This is a genomic window from Pseudomonas sp. 58 R 3 (assembly GCF_900006605.1).
GTDB classification, from domain to species: domain Bacteria; phylum Pseudomonadota; class Gammaproteobacteria; order Pseudomonadales; family Pseudomonadaceae; genus Aquipseudomonas; species Aquipseudomonas salomonii.
The window spans coordinates 132,880-152,544 of the sequence record NZ_CVTT01000087.1; the positions used below are offsets into that span (position 1 = coordinate 132,880).

Consider the following 19,665-nt stretch of genomic DNA (forward strand, 5'->3'; position numbering starts at 1 on the left):
TAATCATCATGAAAACCCTACTGAGTGTGATGCTGCTGGGGCTGGTCAGCCTGCCGGCCCTGGCGCGCGAAGCACCGCAGCCGTCGCTGCTGGCCACCCAGCTCAATTGCCAGCCACCCACCAGCGCCCCGGCCGCCAATGCGCCGCAGGACCAGTTCGATCAATACAGCTGGCAGATGTTCGTCGCCCTGAACTGGCCGGCCCAGGACGGGCAGCGCGGCACGCCCAATTGCAACAAACAGCCTGGGGATTCGGGCTACACCGTGTGGCAAACCTACAAGACCGTCAGTGAGATCTTCCTGCCCGGCGCCGCCAACCCTGGGCCGTGGAACAGCCCACTGACGGCCCGCAGCCTGGGCATTATCAATATTGCCGCGTTGAAGAACAGTTCATTGGTCAACTCCATCGACCAGGCGGTCGGTGGCTGGTTGATCGACCAGGCGGGCAACCCGACCTACTACGACATCTCGGCCAACCAGGCGTCCTATAACTACATTGTCGGCAACCGCTTCTACAACGCGAATGTGGTGTCCAAGGCCAGCAACATCAGCTTTCCCAACGGGGTGATCGAGATCAAATCGAGCTGGCGCATCCTCACGCCCAGGGACAACGCCAGCCATTACCTGACCCAGATTGCGCGCGTGGCCACCTTCAACAACCAGGGCCAGCGCACCGGCGTGACCGAGGCGTATCTGGGGCTGGTGGGCCTGCATATCATCACCAAGGTCAATGGCTACCCGCAGTGGATCTGGTCGACCTTCGAGCAGATCGAAAACGTGCCGCCCAAGGCCAGGGTCAATGGCCAGTGGGTCGATCAACCGGTGTCCGGTACGGCGTATTCCTACTACAACCCTGTGGCCCCGGCTGCCACGCTCAACCAGTCGCCGTGCAACTGGCAAACCCAGGGCACGCAACTGGTCTGCGTGCCCAAGCCCGGCACCACGTTCAAGACGCCGAACCCGCTCAACCGCGTCACACCGATTGCCGACGCCACAGGCTGGGTGAATGCCAACTACCAGGCCAGCCCCGGCCTGCAACGCAGCGTCTTGAAGTACTACCAGCTCATCACCACCCAGCGTCCGCTGATGCCCAACAACCCGAGCAACCCGCTGGGCCAGCCGACGCCGGCACTGTCGGCCAACGTGACCATGGAGAGCTATATCCAGCCCAACAGCAGCTGCATGAATTGCCACTCCATGGCGACGCCGGTGAAGAGCCCGTTCAAGTCTGACTTCTCGTACCTGTTCAAATTTGCCAACCCGCCCGTCACCCCACACGCCACGGACAAGGAATAGACCATGAGCATCCTCAATGGACCACGACTGAATTTCTGGGGCGGCATCCGCACGGACGTGAGCTTGCCGAACAACTCACCGACCATTCCGTTCAATGGCAACCCGAACTGGCCGCTGTTCGACCTGACCACCTCGACCCTGGCGCCGGGTGCGCAGTCTTATACCGATGACCAGTTGAACAACATGATCAACGCGCCGGCAGGCAATTACTACACGGCCGGCGGCTGGAACCACTACGGCCAGCACGTGGTGGACATGCAGAATGCCTTGATCAGCTCCCAGGGTGTGCCGGGCAACATCAGCACCACCGGCGACATGATTGGCCAGCCGGTGTACCTGCTCGGTTCGGTGGACCCGGTGACCGGCCAGGGCCCGGTCTCCGGCCCGATGATGGTGGACCTGGACCCCAGCGCCTCGACCACCACGCAGATATTTGTGGGTGGCCTGCAAATTGGTGGCAACGACAACATCCAGTTGCTGATCCGCAACAATGCGGTATGCAGCAGTTACGACGTGACCGGCCGCGTGCTCGACCCGGCAAAAATGGACGCACCGGGCTCGTTCCATGCCAGTGGCACGTTCCAGTTGACCTTCCCGCTGAGCAGCATCGTCAGCTGGAACCAGAACAGCGCCGGCCTCAGGGCAATTATTCAGGCGCCGGGGGCGACGGGCATTGTCTTGCGGTTTGTGATGTTCGAGATGTGCCCGCAGATGACCACGGCGCAGTTGGATGCTGATTACGCCGCCGGTAAATACACGCCGAACCCGAGCATCGGCCGGGTGATCGGCACCCTGGCCCCGGCGTTTGCCGGCGAACTGCCGGGCTGCCAACCGGGCCGCCAGATCGTCAACCAGGCCACGGGCAACGCCGCCTACGCGGCGCTGGGCAACAACGGCTTGCTGAGCCTGGATATGGTCAATGTCATCCCCAAGCAGACCTTCCGCGCCGTGCGCGATGACATCACCAGCCCCATCGGGCCGAATGCCAATTACGGGCCGGTGACCATTGCCGCCGGTGCGGCGCCGCTGACGACGCTCAACCCCGTCGCCAGCCCGCTGGTCAATTACTATGTGTACGGCGGTATCGTCGACCTGCCCCTGAGTACCAGCCAACAGCAAGCCGTGCGAACCACCGCGTTGAACATCACTGCGCCCAATGCAGTGAACGGTAAAAAACTCAACGCCACCGAGGCCGCTTACCGGGTGTCTGCCGACCAGCGCAATGTGTACCTGGAGGACTACCCCAATGGCCTGACCATCACCTTGCGGGTCAGCTACCTGGGCGGGCCGGTGCCCAACGCCACCCAGGTGAACCTTGCAGCCAGCGCGCCGGGGGTTTACGGTCAAAAGCAGTACGTCGACTTTCTCAACTTCCCCCCTTCGCTGACCGTGAATGCAGGGCAACAGACGGTAAGTTTTCCGGTCACGCTCAAAAGCGGCAGCGCCGGCCAGGCCGGTTTTGTCGCGCTGACCTGCACGGCCAATGGCGTGGGCGATGGCGCCTTCTTCACCAACCTGCGCAAATACGCCCAGACCGATTTCGGCATAGCCAAGGGCAGCACCATCACCTGGGCCCAGGTTTACCCGAACGTGTTGCGCTTTCACTACCTGGCCTTCCCCGCCATGTCCCGCTATGTGCCGCTCAACCAGCCCGACGCGATCATGGCCGCCAAGAACGCGATTTTGGCGCGCACCTCGGACGCCTATAAAGGCACCACGCTGTTCATGCCGGTCGTGCGCTCGATGTCGCCGGCCCAACGGGCATTGTTGCGCGCCTACCTCACCGGCAGCCCATGGCAGCCACCGCAATAGGAGCACAGCCCATGACCTTGCATATCCCGGCGCAGCCCATTGAGGCGCTGCGCCCCAGTACACTGATCGCCGAAGGCCTGCTCAACCCGCGCGGCCTGTGCCTGCAAGACGACGGCAGCCTGCTGCTGGCCGAAGCCGGCTCCGGCCTGGCGGACCAGCCGTTCAGCGGCCGCATCAGCCACCTGCAACCCAACCCTGCACGGCCTGGCGAGTACGTGCCCGGCGACGTCATCGCCCACGGCTTTCGCAGCATGAACATGCAGGCGCGCATGCTGCGCGATGAAATCATGGGCGTGTCGGACATTGCCTGCGGTGAGGGGCGTTGCCTGGCCAGCCTGACCGACTATGTCGGCGGCTCGCAACTGCTCGATCTGCAATACAGCCCACCTGAACCGGTGTTCCACAGTCGAGGCAATTTGAATGCGCTGTGCTACCACCCAACGCGCCACAGCTGGCTGGCGGTAAAACCGGATGCCAACCAACTGGTGGAATTCACTGAAGGCCGGGACGAACGGGTGCTGGCGCAATTGCCGGAACTCGATCAGGGCCAGGACGCCGTGCCCGTGACATTGGTGTACGAACCGCAGACGGACGCCGTGCTGATCAGCCTGTTCTCCGGCGAGCTGCACGGCGACCCGGCGCGCAAGGGCATCGACTTTGCCGATTTTGCCGGTCAAGTGATCCGCGTGCACCCGGCCAGCGGGCAAATAGAAGGCGTGATACGCGGCCTGCAATTGCCCACGGGCCTGGCGTTGTGCCCGCGCGGCAGGCTGCTGGTGCTGGAGCTGTGCAGCCACCTGCAGCAACCGCTGCTGCCGGACTGGAGCGGCGAGCCGCTGCACGGCGGTTTCACCCGGTTCAGCGGGCGTTTGCTGCGTTGCAACCTGCACACCCGGGAAGTCGAAGTGCTGGTGCGCGGCCTGGATACGCCGTCCAACTTATGCGTGGTGCCGGGCGCCGTACTGGTCAGCGAAGGCATGGGATTGAGCGGTCGGCACATCCCAATGCCTACCGACAGGGTGGTGCCATTAAGCGGCAAGATAAGGCGGGTGCCGCTCTGAAAGCGACCTTATACCGCGTCCCCCAACAGCAAAACGGTCGCAGGCCAGGCACGAAACGATGGATTGTGCTCAGTGCGTGAGCATGATGCCTGGGTGCAAAAAACATAATACACACACGGTTTTCACGCGGTTTTCACAGTGGCGCGCCTAGCCTGAACTCAGCTCCTAAGTGAACACCTTTTAAGCCCGCGCCCCCATCGTGGGCTTTTCTTTGTCTGATGTCCGTGCGGGCCGAGCGGTTAGAGGTGTAGACAGCCCAGATCATGACCCGCCAACAACGTGAAGGCATTCACACTTCTGCAACGCCAGTGTTGAGGCACAAAAAAAGCCCCAATAGTATTTCCCTCCACCCGAGCGCTCACTCTTATACGGATATTGCTCTGCGCCAGCTCGGGCGCTGGCACGTGTGCAGGCAATCAAACATTGAGGTTTGCCATGCGTCTTACCCAACTCGCACCCGCCGCCGCCCTGTTCAGCCTGTTTGCCCTGCCCGCCCACGCCGCCGACCTGACGGCCCTGACGGGCGCCCTGTCCTCCGCCCTGGGTGGCAGCAACAACAACACCGTCAACACCACTGGCAACAACACCTCCTGCCAGCAGCAGATCCGCGACCTGCAGGCCAACATCAATGCAGCCAACGCCAAAGGCGACACCTTGCGCGCGACAGCCTTTCAGGCGGCCCTGACGCAAACCAATAAAAGCTGCAGTAACGCGCGCTACAACACCCAGGCGCAGGTGGATACCAACCCACAACACCAGCAAAACGTGAACAAGGCTGCGGATGCGATCAATGCCATCGGTGGTTTGTTCAAGTAAGTCGAAAAGTGATGTGAGAAGAGCCCGCGGTTGCGGGCTTTTTTATGCCTGCTCTTTGGCTGCCTGCTGCGTGCAGCCCGATACGATAGACATGCTTTAATGGGCGCCATATCACCACAGCAAAGGAATTGCCCGATGAACAAATATCTCCTGTGCTCGCTATTGGCACTGGTTGCGGGCTGCAGCACGGGGCCTTATCTGCATCCGGAGTCGTCTGTGGGCCAGAATGCCCTGCTCTCACGTACCTGCCCCGGTGCACACGCGGCCATGAGCTTTACGGCACAACCAGAAAAACTCAACTGGGTTCGCGTGCTGGTGTATGTAGCGCCACCGGGCACGCGCAGTTGGCCAGGCAATGTGAAGTCAACCGACAGCGAACTTCGTCTGTTCGGGCGCCTCTATAAACCGAGCCAGGGCTACACGAAAACGCCGCTTTGGGTAAGTGCCGCATCGCCTGAAGTGAGCGTGCAATTGGCATCCGGGCGGACTTACCGGGTCAGCGTCGAGCAGTTGAAAACAGGGTTCGACCCCGCGCAAATATCCAGCTCCGACACCCAAGGCACACCCCTGGGTAAAGGTGACATGGACGACTTTACGCTGACCTTGCCGGACATCTTCGTCAATGGCGAAAAAGTCCCCATGGCGCCGATTTACTTTAAAAAGCGTGAAGAGCGTTATGCGCCGGTGTTCAACTGCTGAGTTGAATCGCCACGCGGTTATAAACCGGTGATTGTTGATGGCTAAGGATATTTCAAATGAACGGACGCACCTTGCTGGTCGTTATGTTGCTTGCCCACCCCACGCTATCCTTTGCAGCCACCCAACCTGGTGACGGGAAGGTACTTGGGGCCAGCGATGGCCTGATGTACTCCCGGGCGCAATTTACCTGCGGGACGCTGCCCGCCGATCTTGTTGCCGATTACGTAAAGGCATCCAAGCTGATTGCTGGGCCTAGCGCGGAATACGATGAAGGCTATGAACAAGTCGTCTCCCGAGGGGAACGCAATTGGCCGGCTATCCCGAGCGCTGAGCAGCGAGCACTCGAATGCCAGAAGTCCAAAGAGAACCTGGTAATCAAGGTGAAGTTGGCACAACGCTGGTTTCCTGAGGCTTACAAGTAAGCGCTGGAAGTTATTGCCACCCGCTCATATTTATCTAATGGAGCGTCCACTCCAGGGTCGTCGACCTCTCACAAAACTGAGGCTCTCAAAATATTTAAGGATATTTCAATACGTTATATATTCTATTTAATTTTAAATAACACTAAACGCATAACTCCTTTATAAAGACCAACACAACAAGAAAACAGCGAACACGTGATAAGCCTATAGCACTCCACGCTCAATGGACACGAAGGAATGTAAACTTATGACTGTCTCAACGAAAAATCTTGTTAATCCAACTACCTCTTCGGCAAGCTTCCAAACAAGTGAAGATTACCAAAGCCTCCAGAGTTTTTCACACGCTTATGATCGAGGAGGTTTTTATATAAATGGAAAGCCGTCTTACACCATTACGCAGGCAGCGGATGAAATAACCCGAGGTGGTTACTATTGGGGCGACAATGACCATAACGGCAAATACAATTTCACCTACAGCTTTCTGACCTCAGAAAGTAAATCTTACGCCGCCGAGAAAGTTTCCGGCTTCGCCGCTTTCAACGCACAACAAAAGTCCCAGGCAGCCCTTTCGTTTCAATCCTGGTCAGACGTCGCCAATATCTCATTCCGTGAATCTAACAGCGGAGGCGACGCCCATATATCCTTGGGCAACTATAGTAATGATCTGCAGCATGGCGGTGCCCGGTCGGCTTTCGCGTTCTACCCAAACAATAGCGGAAACAGTGACGCACTGTTTTATACCAATAAAAGCTACCAGGAAAATTTAACGCCAGCGAATGGCAATTACGGCCGTCAAACGCTAACCCATGAAATGGGCCACACGCTTGGCCTGCAACACCCAGGCGCCTACGATGCCAGCGTGGGTCAGCCGTCCTATTCGGATGCGAAATATGCCGAAGATACACACGGCTACTCCGTGATGAGTTACTGGAACGAGAGCAACACCCATCAAAACTTCAGTAAAGGCGGTGGCGAAGCCTATGCAGCGGGCCCGCTGATCGACGACATTGCTGCGATCCAGAAGCTCTACGGCGCCAACTACGCCACCCGCGCCGGCGACACTACTTACGGGTTCAACTCCAATACCGGGCGGGATTTCTACAGCGCCACCTCCAATGCCGACAAGCTGGTGTTCTCGGTATGGGACGGTGGCGGCAACGACACCCTGGACTTCTCCGGTTTTACCCAGAACCAGAAGATCAACCTGACTGAGGGCGCGTTCTCCGACGTCGGCGGCCTTGTGGGTAACGTGTCCATCGCCAAGGGCGTTACCCTCGAGAACGCTTTGGGTGGCGCAGGCAACGACCTGATTATCGGCAACAACACAGCCAACATCATCAAAGGCGGTGCCGGCGACGACATCATCTACGGCGGTGGCGGTGCGGACCAACTGCGGGGCGGCGCCGGCAACGACACCTTTGTGTATGGTGCCAGTTCCGACTCCAGGCCAGGGGCTGCAGACAGGATTTTTGACTTTACCTCGGGTTCGGACAAGATCGACCTGTCGGGCATTACCAAAGGTGCAGGCTTGAGCTTCGTCAATGCATTCACCGGGCATACCGGCGATGCGGTGCTGAGCTATGCCTCGGATACCAACCTGGGCACCTTGGCGGTGGACTTCTCCGGGCACGGCGTGGCCGATTTCCTCGTCACCACCGTGGGCCAGGCGGCCATCAGCGACATCGTGGCGTGATGTAAAGCGCGGCGCTTCGGCGCCGCGTTCTGAGGAGCCAGAAGTGGATTCTGGCCTTTAGACTAATTGTCGTAGAAGTACCACATTACCGCTATCACAGTGGCAACCCATCCGAGGGTAAGCAGAAATGATAGACCTGCGAGCCGCTTATCCATGGTGCCCTATCAAAAGTCAGATGAACGCAATACGAACGCCTCGAATCAGACGGCTCTAATCAGACGGCTCTAATCAGAGTAGTTCAGTGCTCTCAGTGTGCAATGGCCTGTACCTGGCGATCAGTCCCTGGTCGACAGTGCTGGTGATTACCCTAGCTCAATGAGCGGGAACATCAGGAACCTTTTGCAAAATCCGGAAGCAGTGCTGCTTGCTTTTACATCAATCAGTTAGCGAGCGCCCAGCATGATCCTGAGAAACACCTTACTGTGCATTGCGCTTGTCGCCGCCGGCTTCCTTGCCGGGTATGCAGCGAAACCAACCCGTGAACTTCAAGTAACAGCCGGCCAACTCATAGAGTGTGGCCGGGTAATCATGCCGACTCTTGGTATGTAAGTGTGATCTCTGCGTCAGAAAACTTGTCATTGGCTTGTGGGCCCATCCAGCATGGATGGCGTTCCAGTAACGCCGACACCCATTCGGCGGTCGAGAGTCTTAAATCTACATTGCAAGGAGTGCGATATGCCAGTGGTAGCTGTGCTGAATGATGAGTCAGACCAAGGTGAGATTTTAGGCGCGCTGAAGGCCTATGGTCTGGTGCTGGCTAACTACTACACCCGCCCCGGCGCATCGGAGCTGACCACGGAATTAAGAGCCGCGCTGGGCAGTAGATCTGATGAGAATCAGCTGATTTGCCATAATCTACCGCTGGCGATAGAAGGCGACCCCTCGTGGACAAGCGTGCTTGTGCTCCCTCCCCGGTATCACTTTAAATACCGTGAAACGATGGCCTTGGCGGCTCGAGCGCTCAGCGCTGCCGATGAAAGTAACGAGAAGGGAATGTTCTTGTATCACGAGCCGTAGACGCCCAAAGTGGACTGGCGGTGGCATTCAGGGATAACACTTAACGCATGACAGCATGGCGAAATCAGAGCTTTTGGAGCAGGGTTGGGGTCATTGCCTGGCTGACGCTGCTTATGGCCATTCCTGACGCTGGCGACACAGGCTGGTTGGATGCAGGCGCGTCCAATCGTAAGCGAGTCTTCAGCCCTGGCTTCATTGCGTTGTGCGCCATTGTGGTGGTGGTTGAGCTGACAGTGCTGAACCACTTCTATGGGGTGCGAGGATGAGGTGAAGGCGGTACGCTTATATCTTGTTACAACTATTCACCTGCAGGCACCGCCCGCAAAGAACTTCAAACTTTTGTCCTAGTCCCAATGCCAGGCGTGCTTTAAACCGTGAGCGCCTGCTGACAACCCATAGAGGTTCACAAAATGAAAATGACACTGCCCGTCCTGTTTTTGGGCGTTCTCATTGCGCAAGGAGCGATGGCTGCCGGAGATGGCACAGCCGGCCTTGGAGGCGGCGTTGGTGGTGCACTTGGCAACATCGTAGGTCAACAGCTTGGCGGCTCGACGGGTGCGGCGGTAGGCGCAGGCGTAGGTGGTGCTGCCGGCAGTGCTGTCGGTGCTCAAAGAGGCAATAGAGCGGAAGCTGCATTGGGTGGAGGAATCGGCGGCGCGGGTGGCTCATTGATTGGTAATCGCCTCGGCGGTACAACCGGCTCGACGATCGGTGCAGGTCTCGGCGGCGCGGCGGGTGGCGCGCTGGGAAACAACCTGGCGGACGATGAAAGCAATCATCGATCCGATGGCAGAAAGCACAAAGGCAACAACAAGCATAAACACAAGAACAAGCATCGTTAGGTTCTGACGCTGTTTCATCGAAGCCCGGCCCAGCGCCGGGCTTCTTGTTTATGGCAGGCGCCCTGCTCTGCTATCGTGGCCCGCTCTGATCGCAGTGGAAGCATCGAAGTATGAATTCATGGAAGACTCTGGCAATCGCCTTACTGGCATCGGTCAGCACACAGGCCGTATCAGGCGACAACGTCAACCCTGTCGCTGCAGGAATATTCATCACCATCTCCTTGCCAACCATTTTAATTGGGGCAACCACATCCCTCACCACCGAGCCGCCAAAGATATTCAAGTCAGCCAAGACTGACGCACTGACGTTCATAGGTTCGGACGGCGAGATTCGCGGAGCACAGTTTGAGCAAGCCTGCCGACACTATCGATTGAGTTACAGGTCACCGCTCATGTCCGATATGCAACTGGCCAAGGCCATCGCGGCGTCCTACTGAGCGCAACCTTTCACATCCCTTTCACACTCGGGCGCTTAGGGTTACCCCAGCTCCTAGAGAACATCCCTTTAAGCCCGCTAATCCCCATCGCGGGCTTTTCTTTGTCTGCGATTTGGAGAGCCGAGACTCACCCTCGACGTCTTATCCGACGACCGCTATACACGCCCACCGTCAAAATGACACGATAACGCCTCGCCTTCGTAAGCAGGAATACAGGATGTTCAGTCACGTAACCGTTGGGACAAACGATCTTGATAAGGCGTCTAGCTTCTATGACGCGGTGCTGATCCCCTTGGGGCTCTGCCGTCGGCCTGTAACCCCTGATGGCGGGCCACCTTCGGCATGCTGGATCAAGCCAGATAACGCTCTCCCTCGCTTTTATGTGTACAACCCCTATGACCGCAATGAGGCCGAAGCAGGGAATGGCAGCATGGTGGCTTTCACTGCACCCTCTACAAGTGCGGTAGATAGCGCCTATGCAGCTGGGCTTCTTGCAGGTGGATCCGATGAAGGTGAGCCTGGCCAACGCCCCCACTATGGTGACGGCTACTACGGTGCGTACCTGCGTGATCCAGATGGCAACAAGGTGCACATCGCTCATCGTGGAGATTTGCATGTGGCGGGATAGGCGCCGCTCACCGTCTTCGCTTGAAGCCCGCCAAAAAGAAAGGCGATGGGGTGCTGCCAGCCAGCACTCGCCAGATCCAGCTCGATGATATCCGCCCGGAATGATGCAGAAACGTTCAGTCTCTGAGCCGACGTCCAGCCAAACCCCAGAAACGCAAAAGCCCCGCAATCGCGGGGCTTTTGTGTAAATCTTGGCGGGAAACCAGGGATTCGAACTCTTATATAAGGTTCAACCCAATACCTCCTCAAGAGCCATTACGATAGCTTTAAGCTGCACCTTAGTCAACATCAATGAATCCGGGCCCTCTGCCAATGAAATATTACCGTAGCCCGTCGTCGCCCCAAAGTTTGCAAAGGTGCAACTCGTTGCATGTTAAGCGTTGCACCTTAACGAGGGGAGAAACTCAGGACAAAATACCTGAGCCAAGCCCGCCACCCGGTTCGGTCTGACGATCAGTTGCGGTACTTTGCAGTCTCAGAGCGCGCTCGCATGAGGAGGCGGCTCCCAGAGTTGGAGGATCAGCATTGTGAAACTCTATGCTCACCGGCTGCCCACCGCATCGTAACCTCACCAAGGACTTGATCTACCGAAACACTACTCAAGTCACCACTCATGCTCTGCAATCGCTAACCCCACATTTTGTAATTTCGGCGTCGGTCTTTTACGGAAACTCGCACAATGGATAACCGGCCTCCGCTATAAATATAAATTGTTGACCGCCACTCAATTCAAAAGCAAAAGCCATCAACAAACTTTTAATCAATTGCATTCGAGGTAATCGCTGAGCAGCAACAACACTTAAAACTTAAGCAAAAAAATAAAGTCCCCGCCACTAGAACTATACCGAAAAGCCAATAAAAAAAGCCGTACCAGAAACTTTCTAGAAACTACAAAATCAAATTAAGAGTCTACTTTTAATATACTGTTAAAAGATTACCACACGCCGAGAAAAGTGCAAAAATACCTTGACATCAGCGCAGCCACTCCTCTTAAATGGCAGCCCTCTCATGACGGTTACTGATGATGAGTCAAACAAAAGAAGATATGCAAAGCAAAGCGACCAGGCCTTTTAGTCGAGGTGAGCTGATGCAAATAAAAGAAACTCTCGAACAGAAAGGCTCGCTTACAGACCGGTTACTTTTCTCCCTAATGCTCACAGGCATGAGGCCCAGCGAATATTTGCCGATCAAATCGCGAGACTTAGTGCTTGGAGTCGAGAAAACAGTAAACTTCAGAGCAGTTTCACTGCCAAAGCAAGACATAGATCTTGCAGTAGAGATACTGAACCTGAGGAACAGCTCAAAGAACGACTACATTTTTCCCAGCGGCTCAGTTTCAAACTCTCCGATGAAGCCTGAAGAACTTCGTAAGAAGCTTGTGAGCTGGCTGAAGGCTGCGAACGTAAGCCATGGTGGACGCTCGCCACACGTCGTACGTCGTTCGGTAATTATAGCTAACGCAGAAGCGGCGATGCAGGTATTCAAGCGTTTCAATCCTGCCATGGGCACAATCAGCCGGAACATGACCCATCACTACGCTATCAACAAGCGCCCGCCGCAAAACTAATACGAACAGTGAAAGGGCTAGACCGGGTCAAGCTTTTAAGCTTAAGGAATAGTCTTTAGTGGGGCTTACCTACCCGAAATTCTTGCCGAAAGACACCTGACAAGTTAGTCAATTGCCCACACCCCAAAAAATGGCGTCTTTCGCACCTCATAGCCCTGTTACGCCTACGCCTTAACTAAGAAGAAATGAATGAACAACCAACAAGTTGATTTAACTTTCGGACAGCCGTCACGAGGGAGACTGAATCCAACCAACCTGCTTCCATTTGAGCAATATGAAAACAACTGTGATATACCGCCCGAATGGATCGATCTTGAAGACGTTGAGTTAATCTGGTGGATTGTTGCCTCTAGAATTAGCAAGAAAGAGCTTAGAAATCGTTTAAGAAAGATTTCGGACAGCTACCAAGATTGCGGTTGTTTCGCATTCGCTGTAGTTGCGGACAGAGACGGTCGCGGGCGCTACCCGAGAGGGGTTGTCAATACTCTCCAATCAATTCTGAAACCACGCAAGCTGATGTGGCGGCACCCCACGGAAGATGTTCTCCGCATCCAAATGGTGATCTGGCATTTATGCATCTCTGCTGCGCTTGATTGGTGCCCTACTGAAGTTCTACCAATGAGACTTCAAAGCCTTAAATTTGAAAAAGCTTTGGACTGAGAATTGTAGAAGGCTAGATCGATATTTTCATAAAACGAAATCTTGCGGATCGTCGACACGGCAGACGTTCCTAGCCGCACTCTTCTTGACTCAAGCACCTCGAACTATCGGTAGCTTCTGGGAAAACCATTCCCTCGTTTCTTTAGACGCTATACCAATGATAAAGCATCAAAATGCCACAGCAAATTCTGCCGCTAACTTCCAGCCATTACCAATCGATGTCTCGGCGCGCCACAGTGACGCCCCACATATAAATTGAAAATCCTTCGCCAAAACGGTATCCGACATGATTTATTCCCGTTGGCTTTATACAGAACATGAGCAGCCTCACAACGATGATGGTGAGGGCGCGTACACGATTTTTTCTACAAAGCAGTTATTCGGCTGTTGACTGCATGCCACTCGAGGTCGTGTGCATTCAGAGATTCGTAGTGCTCTGGGAAGGACAACCTGACACAAGGGTGATCGATTTGATCGAGCAGTCTATTACCTTGGCAGTTCTCTCCCCCGTGAAGCTTTTGCATGCGTCCAAAGGGATGCTTGTCGTGGTGTATGACTCTGTGCTTGTCGGCGAGACTTATAAGTTGTTTCACCTCGCCTGGGCGAAAATTGCTGCCGGCGCATGGTATGAGAATTGGACTGTCCTTCTAATCAAAGATACGGATGCCGGACGTGGCTTTGATGGAGGCAGGATTTTCAGACATTTTGCTCGTGACATCCTGGACGACAGCGAAGTCGGAATCGCTGAATTTACGCGTGATATGTTCCTTTTCAAAGATGACTGGTCGCCTGAAAATATCTTCGGGCCGCCTCCTGCCGAGGAAGCGGACGCCGCCTCAGAGCAGCAGAGAGATGAGCCAGACCTGTTGGATGATGACTTGGATTCGTGGCGCCAGTCGGCCAAGGCGTGCGACTGAACCGCGAGACAAGGTGAAGGATCGGTAGCAAGGACAACCTTCTACATGTTCGACCGGTACAACCTTAATATGTCTCGCCAGCAGCAACGGCTTCTAATGGCATGGGACAAGCAATTTCCAGTTACGCCTTGGGAAAAGGAGCGAAATAACCGTATCACCGCGATTATGGGGCATCCCAATCCTTTCGTGACTAAAGAACGGAGTTGGACTCAAGGCTATAAGCCGGTGGGTGACGGAGTGGTCATCGGCATTACGGCAAAGTCGGCGCAATCACCAAAAACAACAACCGCATCACGCTCTGAGTCAGCCGGGTACATCATTGGCAATAGTAAAAGCCACGTTTACCATCTACCTGAAGGTTGCCCAAGCTACGACAAGGTGTCCTCGAAGAACCAGGTAACCTTCGACTCAGAATCCGCTGCTAAATCTGCGGGCTACCGAAAGGCGGGTAACTGTAAATGAGACAGCAGGCTCGATGACTCTGGAAGCCGAACCCCCTGCCCCGTTCCTACAATCGGGCGACACGGCAGTTCTCTTCGATGGCACATGCAAGCTCTGCAACGGGTGGGCTAGGTTCATCATCCACTATGACAAGGCTCACCGAATTCAGCTCGCTGCGGTTCAGTCGCCTGAGGGCCAAGAGCTTTTGAGGTGGGCCGGACTGCCGCAGGACAAATTCAACACCATTGTTCTCATCTCAAACAACAAGGTGTCCATACGTTCTGAGGCGATGTTCGAGATTTTAGGTCGCCTAAATGCCCCGTGGCGCTGGCTCACGGCTGCACGTGTTGTACCAGCAGCAATGCGAGATTGGATGTACGACAAAATCGCGGTGAATCGCTATCGGTTGTTTGATCAGTACGACTCCACCCACCTTCCAGCGGCAGATCACGATAAGCGCTTTTTGAAAGCAAACGTCGCAGTGGTTCACTAGACGTCAGATTCAGGCGTCAGGGTCGGTGATATATGATCGAACGCATGATCTTTTCGTTTTCCGCTTTATATACAACACGAATGCCTTCTTTTGCTGAAGAGAGCATTCGCGTCTCTGCAGCATCTGCACAAAAATCCTCCATTCAGCTCAAGTTTCGCCAAAACACACCGTTTTCAACTGTATGTACACGGTGAGAAATCTGCCTTGACCCAATCAATGTCTTCATCCATTCAGATTCTGCGGGGAGCGATATCGTTTCCCGAGACGATCCTGGGCAACCGTCAGCGGAGAACCTGGGAACGACTGATTAGTTACATTGAGTCATCCGACTCACCTTCCGCATTCGATAAGGCAGCATCCTACATCGAAGGCTATGTGCACGCGCTTGTCGATAGCGACCAGATCCACGTTTCTATCGAACGAGATCTGTTGATCATCGAGACGGTCGACGCTTGGCGATGCACCCGTACTGAATCGAACACTTCGCCTTATCTGAACGCCCCAGGAAAACCATGACTTCCTTTTTTAAACGCTACGCCGACGGCGGAACATCAGACCTACACATCCATATGCCGCAGCGTCTTCTGCCCACGACCGTCAGTCATTGTCCCATCGAGGTCTTAGTGGGCCACTGGGAAAAGTATCTCGTAGATCCCTCCTCCGCTCATGAGCATTGTCCATGGGCAGCGCGATTCGTTATGGGCATGCCCGTGCCAACCTGGTCGCGCGGGCTGGAATGGAACATCGGTCAGAAGTCTCGCTTCATCTCTGCAGTATGGTCGGGCGGGGATCTGGGGAGCTACCTCACGAATGACTGGTACGAGCCAGAGAGCGGTGGCAGGGCATTGGCCGAAAACAGTGAAATTTTGATTGATGGCCAGCAACGTCTGCACAGCCTGGAAGAGTATCTCCTCGACCGTTTGGCGATTCCTGATGCACAAGGACAACCAAGGATTTGGTCTGAGCTTGGCAACGGCGAAAGGAAACGCTTTCTGTCGACGATCTTTACCCATGTCAGGGTCTCGTCTGGTGAGGAGGTGGCATTGCGCAGGACATACGATCTTTGCGCGCAGGGAGTAGTGCCTCGGTCATTTGATCAACGAGCTATTCGGTAACCTTTTAATCAAGGCGGTCGGGCGTATCCCTTCGGGAGCGGCTGTCGTAAACCGAGCCCCGCTACGCTGGGTCTCGGCCCTTCGGGCTTCCATCCTTACGCTCTTCGACCATCCTGGCCAGCGCGCTCCGCTTGCATACTAGCCGAGGTCACTTCCTTGCTTGGACATTGCCTCCAGCTCCCACATACTGCTGGCATCCGATCAAAGACGAGGCCGGGCAAATGGGTTGGCTATTTTGGAAAGACAAGCGCCCAGAGTGGGTTCAGGCAGAGGAACGGGAATTCATCAAGGCTGCGAACCGCTTAAAGACGCTTCAGGTCACGCCTCGCGGTGGCATGCGCATTGACCCCGAAGAGCTCAGAGATCAGATCCTTGATGCCCGAGAGCGGTATAGAGACCTGGTTAAGAGGTAGCATCAAGATCATACGCTAGGTGCTGCAGAGTCATGAAGCCGGCCTAGGGGTTAGCTGGCGATCACTCAGGTACAAATTTTGCGCTGGCGTTGAAATGCGCCACCTGCACCACTTCCCACTGGTCAAAGAAGACTTGTTTGGTGCAATCCACTCCTTCTCCACCAACGCTGGCGTGTCTCTTCCCGGACTTCTTGAGATGGTAAGCGCAGCCGACAATCTCAATGTAGGCATTTTGCGGATTTGGCCTGAAGTCACCAGCGACCCGCAGCGTCTGCTCAGGCTTGGATTTGGGGAGGACAAACACGACCCGGAAAGTCGAACCATCCTTGTAGCCCTCGACACTACCGGCACTCCATTTGTACCCTGGCAAACGGAACGTTCCGGATATCTTGCTGTTGGTTGCCTGTCGGATATTCATCGTTCCTGATTGGCCGCCAAAGTCGATGTTCCACTCACCGGACAAATCCACGCGGTTCGTGTCGCTTTTATTGAAGTGAGGATAATTCATCACCAGCGCTGGGATGATCATAATCTTCCGAATCGCCGAAGTCGCCTCGACATCTCCAGACCTATAGTAAGCAACGAGGCTCACCGGCTCATCCGACACCTTGAGAGCCTTCACCTTGGTGGTCAGAGGCACCAGGGTCGAGCCGTCAATCGCAGGAACACCCAACGTCGGTGATGGGGTGAATTTGATGTACTTCTGATCGGTACGAATTTCTACAGTGCCAGCAGGTATAGATTTTGCCGAACCTACAGAATCTACACGCACGTCGACGGGGAATTCGTCCCCGACATGTACGGACTCCGGGGCGATGATCTCTACTCGGGCCTCAGCCCTCTTCCATAGGCTCGACGTTTGTTCGATTACGGGTACAGCCGCCGTTATAGCTGCCGTCGCGGTTGGCACGCCCAACACAAGCCACTTCGCAGTCTTCGATAGGCCTGCCCAAGCCTTTTTTATCCACTGCATGCTAGTTGATCCCACCCAGCTTCGAATCAATCCTCATCGCGTTGGGGAAATATGAGCGTCCGGTATCGCCGAATCTGCGCTTGAGCGTTGGAAGAGTAATTTGAGCACCCGCCCCACCATCCATAGCCAACGCTCGGTGAATCTGCAGGCCACGATCTTCAGCGATCCTTTTGTAGACCTCTGCAAAATCGACCAACGTGGCAGCTTGCCCGAAAGTTTGAAATGTCCCCACGAGAAGGATATCTCCCTCGCGGGTGAAGCCAATCGCCACTCGATTGAACTCTGCGTCGCGCAGATTTTTGGCGACGTCGACTTTGCCGCTGTTGATGATGATGGGTTTGGACTGAAGGGCGTCTGACCAGGCGCCAGCTTGGTTTCTGTTTGACGCTGGTATGACTTTCGCGTGTCCGTTCTGGTCAGACACCAGCACACCGCCGTGATCCCACGGAATCAGGTTAACCAAGCGCTTACCATTGGAGCGAACCAGGCCCAGTGGCTGCTCTTTCCCGTTTAACTTGAAACCAAAGAAACCGCCACTCGCGATCACCAAGGTGTTCTTCTTCACCAACGGGGCGTAAAGGGATTCTGCGGTTCCCTTTTTCTCGATTTTATGAACGGAGAGAGTGGAGGTATCGTTTGGGATGTACACCGCCACAATCTGGTATTCACCTGATTGATGAAGGGTGACATCACCCTCGTGAGGAAGTGGCCAGTGGAAAACTTCATGCTCTTGGTCGAAAATTGAGACGAGATTCGCGCCGTATACAGAGGACAAACAAAAGGCCGACATGAAGCAAAGCAGTAACGCTGACATCCATTTCATTTACCAAATACACCCGTTCATTCGCACAAATCGTCGACAGAGGAACCGCAGACGTGAGCATCACCGCGCAAGCCATTCCACGTACGCCAGGCGTGCTCATTTCGCACAGCCCACAGCCGGGAAAGCTATGTGCTATGCGAGCGTGGCTAATTAGTGGCCATTTTGCGTCATCTCAATCTGCAAAGCCAGCAGCGCGGCCAGGACGTCCCGCTTGAGAATGCTCAGCTCGCATTGATCAGTGCTGAGATGACCCGTCTGGAGGCGCTCTTCAGCGCCGACAAGCTGATCAGCGACCAGTACGCTGCCCTGACAAAGCGCATCGGCATCGAAAACGCATCCTTGGCTGCCCACGCAGTTTCTGTACCTCCCATTACCCTGGCGACATGGATGCCAGGTCGTTTGGGAAACTGGTGACCCGTGATGTCGGCGATCAGTCCATCAACCTCAAGCCCATCGAAGGTGCCCCAGATGTTTATGGCTTATGCGCTCGGCTAGCAGACATGTGAGCATCCAAGTGCAGCATTTCAGACTGCCATTGAGTCAGAAATTTTTCCCAATCATGGGCGTATGGGCCATCGATCAGGCGCGTCGAGCCGATGCTCGCTTGTAGAAAACGCTCACGCCACGGCTGTGGAATACTGGCCTCGTCCACAATGTTGATACTGGAACGGTGGCGCTCAATCTGGACTGCTTTGCGGACGGCATCGGTATCGAGGCTTGGATGACTCAGCTTTAAGTCGACCCGTTCCTGGTCGTCAATTTCGTCTAGAACATCCAGAATCGCGGCAGCCTTCGGATCGCCTGGCATCAGGTGCGACAGTGTCCAGAGTGCTTTGCGCCTGACAGCCTCACGCGTACGAAGATCATCATCAGCCATGTTCAGTGCCTCGATTTAAACCGGCAGTTAGTCGACGATAAAGGTCGGCTAAGAGGCGAGCATCCAGCAGCGCGTGATGGGGAAGTTCCGGGAGCGTCACGTTGCCGATATCATCCGCTTCGAGATGTCTGAATAGCAGGATCAGGTTGATCGCGCGATTGGCAACGTTAGCTGGCCAACGATGATTTACGTAGGCCAATTGGCAGAAGAGATCCCAGTCCCAGTCCGGAGCGTCCGAGCAAATCTCAAGCGGGCCTTCAAGGTTGCTCAGGAAAGCGAGCAGTGAGGTTTGAGCTTCGACCAGGGGTTGCCCATGGTCAGGGAGGTTGAGCTGAGGCAGGACGTTCTGGATCACGAAGTCGCTGCAGTCTGCCACTTGGTAGGTATCTGTGATCTCGACGTAGAATTCGTGGCCGGCCTCGGACACGAGTGCCAGCGAAATCAACTTCGTGTCGCGGTTAAGCTGAGTGAATTCGCAGTCCAAAAATACCTTCATCCCCTCCTCCCCTGTAAGTACCTGGTTCATGCGTGCCAGTGTACCTTTGGTAGAACGATCAAAGCCGGCTGGTTACTTTTATGACTTTAACCGATTGCGTTGACGAGTCTATGCCTGCACTCACAGCAAGGGACGGGCTCAAAGCGTCATTTCGAGGGGGTGCCCCCGG

The 19,665-nt window shown here is 55.3% G+C and carries 22 protein-coding genes and 1 pseudogene; 19 read left to right on the plus strand and 4 right to left on the minus strand.

Going from position 1 to position 19,665, the window contains the following annotated elements; translation table 11 throughout:
• Positions 1-8: 8 nt before the first annotated feature.
• From BFP92_RS29365 to BFP92_RS29440, 18 genes and pseudogenes are all read left to right on the plus strand, one after another.
• On the plus strand, positions 9-1,295 hold the full coding sequence (locus tag BFP92_RS29365) for a hypothetical protein (protein WP_065932173.1): 1,287 nt from the start codon (positions 9-11) through the stop codon (positions 1,293-1,295).
• Positions 1,296-1,298: 3 nt separating this feature from the next.
• Positions 1,299-3,107, plus strand: coding sequence for a hypothetical protein (locus BFP92_RS29370; RefSeq protein WP_065932174.1), 1,809 nt, complete (start codon positions 1,299-1,301; stop codon positions 3,105-3,107).
• 11 nt (positions 3,108-3,118) lie between these two features.
• Positions 3,119-4,168 carry a hypothetical protein gene (locus BFP92_RS29375; RefSeq protein ID WP_065932175.1) on the plus strand — a complete coding sequence of 350 codons (1,050 nt, stop codon included), beginning with the start codon at positions 3,119-3,121 and terminating at the stop codon, positions 4,166-4,168.
• A gap of 435 nt (positions 4,169-4,603) precedes the next feature.
• Positions 4,604-4,984, plus strand: a complete 381-nt coding sequence (locus BFP92_RS29380) for a DUF1090 family protein (RefSeq protein ID WP_065932176.1) — start codon at positions 4,604-4,606, stop codon at positions 4,982-4,984.
• Between the two features lie 135 nt (positions 4,985-5,119).
• Positions 5,120-5,683, plus strand: a complete 564-nt coding sequence (locus BFP92_RS29385; RefSeq protein WP_065932177.1) for a hypothetical protein — start codon at positions 5,120-5,122, stop codon at positions 5,681-5,683.
• A gap of 56 nt (positions 5,684-5,739) precedes the next feature.
• Complete coding sequence (locus tag BFP92_RS29390) at positions 5,740-6,105, plus strand: hypothetical protein (protein ID WP_065932178.1); 366 nt, start codon at positions 5,740-5,742, stop codon at positions 6,103-6,105.
• Between the two features lie 223 nt (positions 6,106-6,328).
• Positions 6,329-7,798 carry a serralysin family metalloprotease gene (locus tag BFP92_RS29395; RefSeq protein WP_275656410.1) on the plus strand — a complete coding sequence of 490 codons (1,470 nt, stop codon included), beginning with the start codon at positions 6,329-6,331 and terminating at the stop codon, positions 7,796-7,798.
• Positions 7,799-8,473: 675 nt separating this feature from the next.
• The gene (locus BFP92_RS29400; protein WP_065932180.1) at positions 8,474-8,815 is read left to right on the plus strand and encodes a hypothetical protein; all 342 of its coding nucleotides are present in this window, start codon (positions 8,474-8,476) and stop codon (positions 8,813-8,815) included.
• Between the two features lie 47 nt (positions 8,816-8,862).
• Positions 8,863-9,081, plus strand: a complete 219-nt coding sequence (locus BFP92_RS32255; RefSeq protein WP_065932181.1) for a hypothetical protein — start codon at positions 8,863-8,865, stop codon at positions 9,079-9,081.
• A gap of 144 nt (positions 9,082-9,225) precedes the next feature.
• A complete protein-coding gene (locus BFP92_RS30905; protein ID WP_083221821.1) occupies positions 9,226-9,657 on the plus strand; it encodes a hypothetical protein in 432 nt (143 codons plus the stop codon).
• Between the two features lie 110 nt (positions 9,658-9,767).
• Positions 9,768-10,094 carry a DUF2388 domain-containing protein gene (locus BFP92_RS29420; RefSeq protein WP_065932184.1) on the plus strand — a complete coding sequence of 109 codons (327 nt, stop codon included), beginning with the start codon at positions 9,768-9,770 and terminating at the stop codon, positions 10,092-10,094.
• A gap of 217 nt (positions 10,095-10,311) precedes the next feature.
• Positions 10,312-10,722: a VOC family protein gene (locus tag BFP92_RS30910; protein WP_083221822.1), complete on the plus strand. Its 411-nt coding sequence runs from the start codon at positions 10,312-10,314 to the stop codon at positions 10,720-10,722.
• 1,020 nt (positions 10,723-11,742) lie between these two features.
• The gene (locus BFP92_RS29425) at positions 11,743-12,288 is read left to right on the plus strand and encodes a tyrosine-type recombinase/integrase (protein WP_065932185.1); all 546 of its coding nucleotides are present in this window, start codon (positions 11,743-11,745) and stop codon (positions 12,286-12,288) included.
• 189 nt (positions 12,289-12,477) lie between these two features.
• Positions 12,478-12,948, plus strand: a complete 471-nt coding sequence (locus BFP92_RS31620) for a hypothetical protein (protein WP_139114134.1) — start codon at positions 12,478-12,480, stop codon at positions 12,946-12,948.
• Positions 12,949-13,409: 461 nt separating this feature from the next.
• Positions 13,410-13,865, plus strand: a complete 456-nt coding sequence (locus BFP92_RS29430) for a hypothetical protein (protein ID WP_239694335.1) — start codon at positions 13,410-13,412, stop codon at positions 13,863-13,865.
• Positions 13,864-14,327 (plus strand): annotated as a pseudogene (locus BFP92_RS30915) (endonuclease); the annotation flags it as partial. The gene BFP92_RS29430 and the pseudogene BFP92_RS30915, both read left to right, overlap by 2 nt.
• Positions 14,328-14,340: 13 nt before the next feature.
• The gene (locus tag BFP92_RS29435; RefSeq protein WP_065932186.1) at positions 14,341-14,799 is read left to right on the plus strand and encodes a thiol-disulfide oxidoreductase DCC family protein; all 459 of its coding nucleotides are present in this window, start codon (positions 14,341-14,343) and stop codon (positions 14,797-14,799) included.
• Between the two features lie 512 nt (positions 14,800-15,311).
• The gene (locus BFP92_RS29440) at positions 15,312-15,914 is read left to right on the plus strand and encodes a DUF262 domain-containing protein (RefSeq protein WP_065932187.1); all 603 of its coding nucleotides are present in this window, start codon (positions 15,312-15,314) and stop codon (positions 15,912-15,914) included.
• A gap of 474 nt (positions 15,915-16,388) precedes the next feature.
• On the opposite strand, the gene BFP92_RS29450 is transcribed toward BFP92_RS29440, so the two are convergent.
• Together BFP92_RS29450 and BFP92_RS29455 are read right to left on the minus strand one after the other, a co-directional pair.
• Complete coding sequence (locus tag BFP92_RS29450) at positions 16,389-17,300, minus strand: hypothetical protein (RefSeq protein WP_056787061.1); 912 nt, start codon at positions 17,298-17,300, stop codon at positions 16,389-16,391.
• 1 nt (position 17,301) lies between these two features.
• Positions 17,302-18,123, minus strand: coding sequence for a phosphodiester glycosidase family protein (locus BFP92_RS29455; RefSeq protein ID WP_065932188.1), 822 nt, complete (start codon positions 18,121-18,123; stop codon positions 17,302-17,304).
• Positions 18,124-18,276: 153 nt separating this feature from the next.
• Here BFP92_RS29455 and BFP92_RS29460 point away from each other — a divergent pair, with 153 nt between their 5' ends.
• Positions 18,277-18,537 carry a hypothetical protein gene (locus BFP92_RS29460; protein ID WP_065932189.1) on the plus strand — a complete coding sequence of 87 codons (261 nt, stop codon included), beginning with the start codon at positions 18,277-18,279 and terminating at the stop codon, positions 18,535-18,537.
• Positions 18,538-18,595: 58 nt separating this feature from the next.
• On the opposite strand, the gene BFP92_RS29465 is transcribed toward BFP92_RS29460, so the two are convergent.
• Together BFP92_RS29465 and BFP92_RS29470 are read right to left on the minus strand one after the other, a co-directional pair.
• Positions 18,596-19,000 (minus strand): hypothetical protein, encoded by a 405-nt coding sequence (locus tag BFP92_RS29465; protein WP_056787054.1) that lies wholly within the window; start codon positions 18,998-19,000, stop codon positions 18,596-18,598.
• Positions 18,993-19,526, minus strand: a complete 534-nt coding sequence (locus BFP92_RS29470; RefSeq protein WP_139114135.1) for a 3'-5' exoribonuclease — start codon at positions 19,524-19,526, stop codon at positions 18,993-18,995. The genes BFP92_RS29465 and BFP92_RS29470 overlap by 8 nt, the downstream gene beginning before the upstream one ends.
• Positions 19,527-19,665: the final 139 nt, after the last annotated feature.